6 protein-coding genes are annotated in these 7,886 nt (G+C 71.2%); 1 reads left to right on the forward strand and 5 read right to left on the reverse strand.

The window, feature by feature from the left end; all coding sequences use genetic code 11:
* Positions 1-104 precede the first annotated feature (104 nt).
* On the reverse strand, positions 105-461 hold the full coding sequence (locus ACZ7G1_RS06830; protein ID WP_015033024.1) for a HesB/IscA family protein: 357 nt from the start codon (positions 459-461) through the stop codon (positions 105-107).
* 258 nt (positions 462-719) lie between these two features.
* On the opposite strand from ACZ7G1_RS06830, the gene nadA reads away from it, so the two are divergent.
* Positions 720-1,898 carry a quinolinate synthase NadA gene (nadA, locus tag ACZ7G1_RS06835; protein WP_470882532.1) on the forward strand — a complete coding sequence of 393 codons (1,179 nt, stop codon included), beginning with the start codon at positions 720-722 and terminating at the stop codon, positions 1,896-1,898.
* A gap of 76 nt (positions 1,899-1,974) precedes the next feature.
* On the opposite strand, the gene ACZ7G1_RS06840 is transcribed toward nadA, so the two are convergent.
* The 4 genes from ACZ7G1_RS06840 to pspAA form a co-directional block, all read right to left on the reverse strand.
* Complete coding sequence (locus ACZ7G1_RS06840; protein ID WP_470882534.1) at positions 1,975-5,115, reverse strand: efflux RND transporter permease subunit; 3,141 nt, start codon at positions 5,113-5,115, stop codon at positions 1,975-1,977.
* Between the two features lie 177 nt (positions 5,116-5,292).
* Complete coding sequence (locus tag ACZ7G1_RS06845) at positions 5,293-5,985, reverse strand: response regulator (protein ID WP_470882536.1); 693 nt, start codon at positions 5,983-5,985, stop codon at positions 5,293-5,295.
* Positions 5,982-7,229, reverse strand: a complete 1,248-nt coding sequence (locus tag ACZ7G1_RS06850; protein ID WP_470882537.1) for a sensor histidine kinase — start codon at positions 7,227-7,229, stop codon at positions 5,982-5,984. Before ACZ7G1_RS06850 ends, ACZ7G1_RS06845 begins: the two co-directional genes overlap by 4 nt.
* A 190-nt stretch (positions 7,230-7,419) precedes the next feature.
* A complete protein-coding gene (pspAA, locus tag ACZ7G1_RS06855) occupies positions 7,420-7,698 on the reverse strand; it encodes a PspA-associated protein PspAA (protein ID WP_470882538.1) in 279 nt (92 codons plus the stop codon).
* Positions 7,699-7,886: the final 188 nt, after the last annotated feature.

Raw genomic sequence — 7,886 nt, forward strand, 5'->3', positions numbered from 1 at the left:
GACCGCGCCCCCCCCCCACCCCCCCCACCCCACCCCCCCCTCCCCCCCCTCCCCCCCCCCCCCCCCCCCCCCCCCCCCCCCGCCGCCCTCAGGTGCGTACGGGCTTAGCTGAACGAGTCGCCGCAGGCGCAGGAGCCCGTGGCGTTCGGGTTGTCGATGGTGAAGCCCTGCTTCTCGATCGTGTCGACGAAGTCGATCGAGGCACCCCCGAGGTACGGGGCGCTCATGCGGTCGGTGACGACCTTGACGCCGTCGAAGTCCTTCACGACATCGCCGTCGAGCGAACGCTCGTCGAAGAACAGCTGGTAACGCAGGCCGGAGCAGCCACCGGGCTGAACGGCGACGCGCAGGGCCAGGTCCTCGCGGCCTTCCTGGTCGAGGAGGGCCTTGACCTTGGCCGCGGCGGCGTCGGACAGGAGGATGCCGTCGCTGACAGTGGTCTTCTCGTCCGATACGGACATCTGCTTCTCTCCCGGTGTGTACGGAGACTGCTTGCCGACGGTTGCAACCGGCGGTGTCCCGGATTCATTCCGGGCCGAGCGGGTCTTTCTTCTTTCATGCTCGCACACCATGTCCACGAGTGCGGACGGCGAATTCGTCACATCGACACTATGGACATCGTCATGCTGACGCGAAGCGGTTATGATAGATAGCGTCATTTCGACGAAAAGCGTTGCCGAAGACCCTCAGCAGAAGACCCTCAAGAAAGGGTGCGTGACGTGACCACCGCCCAGCCCCTGGATGTGCAGCCGACGCCGCTCGCCCTGCTCCTGCTCGGCCGCGAGGCCGACCCGAAGAGCGAGCGCGGCGTGGAGTGTCCCGGCGATCTGCCGTCGCCCTCCGACCCGGACCTCGTGGAGCGCGCCCGCGCGGCCAAGGAGAAGCTCGGGGACAAGGTCTTCGTGCTCGGCCACCACTACCAGCGTGACGAGGTCATCCAGTTCGCCGACGTCACCGGCGACTCCTTCAAGCTGGCCCGCGACGCGGCCGCCAAGCCGGAGGCCGAGTACATCGTCTTCTGCGGCGTGCACTTCATGGCGGAGTCGGCCGACATCCTCACCGGCGACGACCAGAAGGTCGTCCTGCCCGACCTGGCGGCCGGCTGCTCGATGGCCGACATGGCCACCGCCGAGCAGGTCGCCGAGTGCTGGGACGTGCTGACCGAGGCCGGTGTCGCCGAGCAGGTGGTGCCCGTCTCGTACATGAACTCCTCGGCCGACATCAAGGCCTTCACCGGCAAGCACGGGGGCACGATCTGCACCTCGTCCAACGCCGAGCGGGCCCTGAACTGGGCCTTCGAGCAGGGCGAGAAGGTGCTGTTCCTGCCGGACCAGCACCTGGGCCGCAACACCGCCGTCCGCGACATGGGCATGTCCCTGGACGACTGCGTGCTCTACAACCCGCACAAGCCGAACGGCGGCCTGACCGTCGAGGAGCTGCGCGCCGCGAAGATGATCCTGTGGCGCGGGCACTGCTCGGTGCACGGCCGGTTCTCGCTGGACTCGGTGAACGACGTCCGCGAGCGCATCCCGGGCGTGAACGTGCTCGTCCACCCGGAGTGCAAGCACGAGGTCGTCGCCGCCGCGGACTACGTGGGCTCGACCGAGTACATCATCAACACCCTGGACGCGGCCCCGGCCGGCTCGAAGTGGGCCATCGGCACCGAGCTGAACCTCGTGCGCCGGCTGGCGAACCGTTACGCCGACCAGGGCAAGGAGATCGTCTTCCTCGACAAGACGGTCTGCTTCTGCTCGACGATGAACCGCATCGACCTCCCGCACCTGGTGTGGACCCTGGAGTCCCTGGCCGAGGGCAACCTCGTCAACCAGATCCGGGTCGACCAGGAGACGGAGAGCTTCGCCAAGCTCGCGCTGGAGCGGATGCTCGCCCTGCCGTAACGGTTCTCCTCCGCTCGTACAGCCCGAAGGGCGCCCCGCAATCGTGCGGGGCGCCCTTCGGCGTACGGACCCGGTCCTAGACGTCCAGGATGTCGAGCAGGTCCATGTCGGCACCCGAGTCCGTCGGCTGCTCCGGGAGCTCCACGCCGCTCTTCGCCGCCTTCTTCCGCGCACGGCGCTCCTTGCGGAGCTCCACCATCGCGTAGAGCGTCGGGACGAGGAGCAGGGTGAGCAGGGTGGAGGTGATCAGACCGCCGATGACCACGACGGCCAGCGGCTGGGCGATGAAGCCGCCCTCGCCGGTGATGCCGAGGGCCATCGGGAGCAGGGCGAAGATCGTCGCCAGGGCGGTCATCAGGATCGGGCGGAGCCGGTGCCGGCCGCCCTCGACGACCGCTTCGACCACGCCCAGGCCCTGGGCCCGGTACTGGTTGATCAGGTCGATCAGGACGATCGCGTTGGTGACGACGATGCCGATGAGCATCAGCATGCCGATCATCGCCGGGACGCCCATGGCCGTGCCGGTGAGCACCAGGAGGCCGATGGCGCCGGTCGCCGCGAACGGGATCGAGACCAGCAGGATCAGCGGCTGGATCAGCGAGCGGAAGGTCGCCACCAGGAGCATGAAGACGATCGCGACGGCCGCGAGCATCGCCAGGAAGAGGTTGGTGAAGGCCTCGGTCTGGTCCTCGGAGACACCGCCGATGGTGGCGGTGGCGCCCTCCGGAAGGTCGAGCGCGCTGATCTTCGACTGGAGCGCGGAGCTGACCGCGCCGGTGTTGTCGCCGACCGGCTTGGCCGTGATGGTCGCGGCGCGGGCGCCGTCGATCCGGGTCATGGAGACCGGGCCGGGGACCAGTTCGACGGTGGCGATGTCGCCGAGCTTCACCGGGCCGAGCGGCAGGGCCTTCAGCTCGGCCAGGGTGGTGGCCGGCTTCGCCGAGGTGATGAGGACGTCCCGCTCGCTGTCGTCGAGGATCGCCTTGGCGGCCGGGGTGCCCCGGACGGCCTGGGCGACGATCATGCCGAGCGAGCCGGAGTCGAAGCCGGCGTCGGCCGCCCGCTCGTTCGCCTTGACGGAGACGCGCGGGACGGACTGGGACAGGTCGCTCTGGACGTCGGTGACGTCCTTCATCCCGGCGATGGCCGTACGGACCTGCTCGGAGGCCTTCTTGAGGACCTCAGGGTCGGCCGCCTTGACGACGACGCTCAGGTCCTGGCTGCCGAAGCCGTCACCGGCGGCGATGGTGGTGTCGCCGATGCCGTCGAGGCCGTCGAGCGCCTTCGCGAGGGCGTCGCGGGTCTTCTCGTACGCGTCGGAGTTCTCCAGGCTGACCTTGTACGAGGCCTGGTTGGAGCCGGTGCCGCCGCCGAAGGCCGCCATGAAGCCGGAGGAGCCGACGGTGACCTGGTAGTCCTTGACGCCCTCGGTCTCCGCGAGGACCTTCTCGATCTTCTTCGCGGCCTCGTCGGAGGCGCTCAGGCTGGTGCCGGGCGCCAGCTCCTGCTGGATGCTGAGCACCTCCTGCTCGCCCTGGTCGAAGAAGTTCGTCTTCAGGAGCGGGGCCATGCCGAAGGTGACGGCCAGGACGACGAGCGCGATGGCCAGGCTGACGAGACGGCGCCGGGTCGCGAACCGCAGGACCGGCACGTACATCCGCTGGAGACGGCTCTTCTCCTCCTTCTCCTCGGCCAGCCGGCGGGCCTCCGCCAGGTCGGCCGAGGTGCCCTTGGGGGCGCGCAGGAACCAGTACGAGAGGACCGGGACGACCGTCAGGGAGACGAGCAGCGAGGCCAGCAGGGCCGCGGTGACCGTCAACGAGAAGGAGCCGAACAGCTCGCCGATCATGCCGCCGGTCAGGCCGATCGGCAGGAAGACGGCGACGGTGGTGAGGGTGGAGGAGGTGACGGCGCCCGCCACCTCGCGGACGGCGGTGATGATCGCGCTCTGGCGCTCCTCGCCGTACCCCAGGTGCCGCTTGATGTTCTCCAGGACCACGATCGAGTCGTCGACGACCCGGCCGATGGCGATGGTGAGCGCGCCGAGCGTCAGCATGTTCAGGGACAGGTCCCGGGTCCACAGCACGATCAGGGCCAGGACGACCGAGAGCGGGATGGAGACCGCGGTCACCAGCGTCGAGCGGATCGACGCGAGGAAGACCAGGATCACCAGGACGGCCATGACGAGGCCGAGCGCGCCCTCGGTGGTGAGGCCGGAGACGGCCTTGGCGACGGCCGGGCCCTGGTCGGACACGACGGTCAGCTCGGCGCCGGCGCCGAGGTCGCGGCGGAGCTCGGGCAGCTTCTCCGCGACGGCGTCGGAGATGGCGACGGCGCTGCCGTCCTTGTCCATGGTGGCCATCACGGCGAGGCTGGGCTTGCCGTTGGTACGGGTGAGGGAGACGCGCGGCGACTCCTCCTGCTTCACCGTGGCCACGTCACCGAGCCGGACCGCCTTGCCCTTGCCGGGGACGGCCGCCGGGATGCGCAGGTCCTCGATCTGCCGCAGCGAGGTGTAGCCGCCGCCGACCTGGATCGTGCGGCTCTTGCCGGCCTCCGAGAAGGAGCCGGCCGGGACGGTGGCGCCGCCGGAGCGGAGGGCCTCGGCGAGCTTCATGGAGCTGAGCCCGGCCGCGGCGAGCTTCCGCTCGTCCGGGACGACGGAGACCTGGAGTTCCTGGACGCCGCTGACGGAGACCTGGCCGACGCCCTCGATGTCCTCAAGGGCGGGCACGACGGTCCGCTCCAGCTGGTCGGCCAGGGCCTGCGGGTCCTTGCCGGACGAGGCGGCGAGGACGACGGTCGGCATGTCGTCGGTCGAACCGGCGATCACCTGCGGGTCGACGCTGTCGGGCAGCTGCGCGCGGGCGCGGTTCACGGCCTGCTGGACTTCGGCGACCAGCTGCTTCGTCGACTCGTCGCCGTAGTCGAAGGAGGCCATGACGACGGCCATGCCCTCGGAGGCGGTGGAGGTGACCGACTTCAGGCCGTCGACGGCCTTGAGGTTGCTCTCCAGCGGCTCGACGACCTGCTTCTCGACCACATCGGGAGAGGCGCCCTGGTAGGGGGCGAGGACCGAGACCATGGGCAGCTCGATCGAGGGGAACAACTGCTGCTTCAGCTGCGGGATCGCGATCGCCCCGAACACGATCGCGACGATGGACATCAGCCCGATCAGGGCCCGTTGCGCGAGGCTGAATCTGGACAGCCAGGACATGGGGTCTCTCTTCTGTGGCGTACTCGTCGGCAGGCGGGAGCAGCCAAGACCCCGGCCCGGACCCGCTGGATCCGCCGGAGGTGCCCCCCGCCTATACGATCTGCCATCCCCGGCCGGAAGTCCTCGGCCCCCGGGTGCACTTCCTTATCCCGCGCATACCGCGTTCGGAGTACGCGCTCACTCCACCCGGGGGCGTACGAGACCGGACTCGTAGGCCGTGACCACCAGCTGGGCCCGGTCGCGGGCGCCCAGTTTCGCCATGGTGCGGTTGACGTGGGTCTTCACGGTGAGCGGGCTGACGTCGAGCCGCTCGGCGATCTCGTCGTTCGACAGGCCGCCCGCCACCAGGACGAGGACCTCGCGCTCGCGGGCGGTCAGCGCGGCGAGCCTCTCGGAGCGGGCCCGGCCGCCCTCGCCGGCGTCCACGGCCGTGCCCGCGCCCTGCGCGAGGAAGGTGGCGATCAGGCCCTTGGTGGCGGCCGGGGAGAGCAGCGCCTCGCCGGCGTGCGCGATCCGGATCGCGCCGAGCAGCTCCTCCGGTTCGGCGCCCTTGCCGAGGAAGCCGGACGCGCCGGCGCGCAGCGACTGCACGACGTACTCGTCGACCTCGAAGGTGGTCAGCATGACGATCCGTACGTCCGCGAGCTCGGGGTCGGCGGTGATCATGCGGGTGGCGGCGAGTCCGTCCGTCCCCGGCATGCGGATGTCCATCAGGACGACGTCGGGCCGCTCGGAGCGGGCGAGGGCGACCGCCTCGGCACCGTCGGGCGCCTCCCCGACGACCTCCATGTCCGGCTCGGAGTTCACCAGGACCTTGAAGGCGCTGCGCAGCAGGGCCTGGTCGTCGGCGAGCAGTACCCGGATCGTCATGTGTCCTCCCCCGTGCGGCACGTCACCGGCAGTATCGCCTGCACGCGGAAGCCGCCGCCGTACCGGGGGGCGGCGGTCAGGGTGCCGCCGAGCGCGCCGACCCGCTCCCGCATGCCGAGCAGCCCGTGGCCGCCGGACCCGGTGGCCTCCTCGGCCGCGCCGGACTGCGGGGTGCCGTTGTCGAGGACGGTGATCTCGACCGTACGGCCCACCCTGACGACGCTGACCTCGGCCTCGGCCTCGGGCCCCGCGTGCTTGCGGACGTTGGTCAGCGCCTCCTGGACGATCCGGTACGCGGCCAGGTCGACCGTCGCGGGCAGCGGCTTCTCGCCGTCCGCGCGGGCCAGGGCGACCGGGAGGCCCGCCTTCCGGAAGCTGTCGAGCAGCCCGTCGAGGACGGCGAGGCCCGGCGCGGGCTCGGTGGGCGCCTCGGGGTCGCCGGACTGGCGCAGCAGGCCGACGGTGGCCCGCAGCTCGTCGAGCGCCGAGCGGCTCGCCTCGCGGACGTGCGCGAGGGCCTCCTTGGCCTGGTCAGGGCGCTTGTCCATGACATGGGCCGCGACGCCGGCCTGCACGTTCACCAGGGCGATGTGGTGGGCGACGACGTCGTGCAGGTCACGGGCGATCCGCAGCCGCTCCTCGGCGACCCTGCGGCCCGCCTCCTCCTCCCGTGTGCGCTCCGCGCGCTCGGCCCGTTCCCGTATCGCGTCGACGAACGCCCGGCGGCTGCGCACGGCGTCCCCGGCCGCCGCTGCCATGCCGGTCCACGCGAACACCCCGAGGTTGTCCTGGGCGTACCAGTGCGTCGGGCCGAAGGCCATCGCGGCGATGGTGAGCACGGTCATCGTGATCAGGCCGACCCGCCAGGTGGTCGGCCGGTCGGTGTGGGCGGCGACGGTGAAGAGCGCGACGACCGCGCTCATCGCTATCGGCACTGGCCTGCTGTCCACGACCAGCTCGAACAGGCTGATCGTCACGGTGAAGCCGAGCACGGCGAGCGGGTTCCGGCGGCGCCACACCAGCGAGGCCGCCCCCGCCACCATGATCAGCACGCTCCACACGTCCGGGGCGTGGTCCCCGAACGTCGGCCCGTCCGGACTCCCGTGCGGGTCCGTGTACGACCCGGCGATCATCGACACGAGCACGCCGAAGGCCAGCACCGCGTCGAAGGCCAGCGGATGGGCCCGGAACCCGTCACGGACACGGCTGTAGGGGGTCCCGCTGGAGGGGCCGGTGGAAGTCACGGGTGACAACGGTACGGGGGCCGGTCCGGGAAGCGCGACGGTCCCGGCGCCCGTGGGGGCGGCGGGACCGTCGTGGGTGAGCTCCGAGGCTCGTGGCCGAGCCTTCGCGGCGGGGTCGGCCCGGGCCGGGGCCGTCGTCGGAGACGCGGGGGTCAGCCCGGGATGAGGCCGTCGTCGGAGACGTCGGGGGTCAGCCCGGGATGAGGCCGTCGTCGGAGAGCATCGCGCGGACCTCGTCGAGGCTCGCGTCCGGAGCCGGGAGGATCAGCTCCGAGGGTTCGAGCGCGTCGTCGGGAAGCGGCTCGCCGAGCCGCCGGACGGCGTCGAGCAGGGCGCCGAGCGTCCGGCGGAAGCCCTCCTGGTCCCCCGACTCCATCTCTTCGAGCAGCTCGTCGTCGAGCCGGTTCAGCTCGACGAAGTGGCTGTCGGCCAGCTTCCACTGGCCCTCCCCCATGATCCGTACGATCATGACGCGTCCTGTCTGTCGCCTGCCGCTTCGGCCGCTTCGGGAAGTGCTACTTCTCGAAGCGCGGGTGGGACTGCTGGGTGCGGTCCTGGGGGGGGGGGGGGGGGGGGGGGGGGGGGGGGGGGGGGGGGGGGGGGGGGGGGGGGGGGGGGGTGGGGGGGGCGGGGGGGGGGGGTCTAGTGGCGTCGCGA

It is taken from the genome of Streptomyces sp. NPDC037273 (assembly GCF_055603625.1).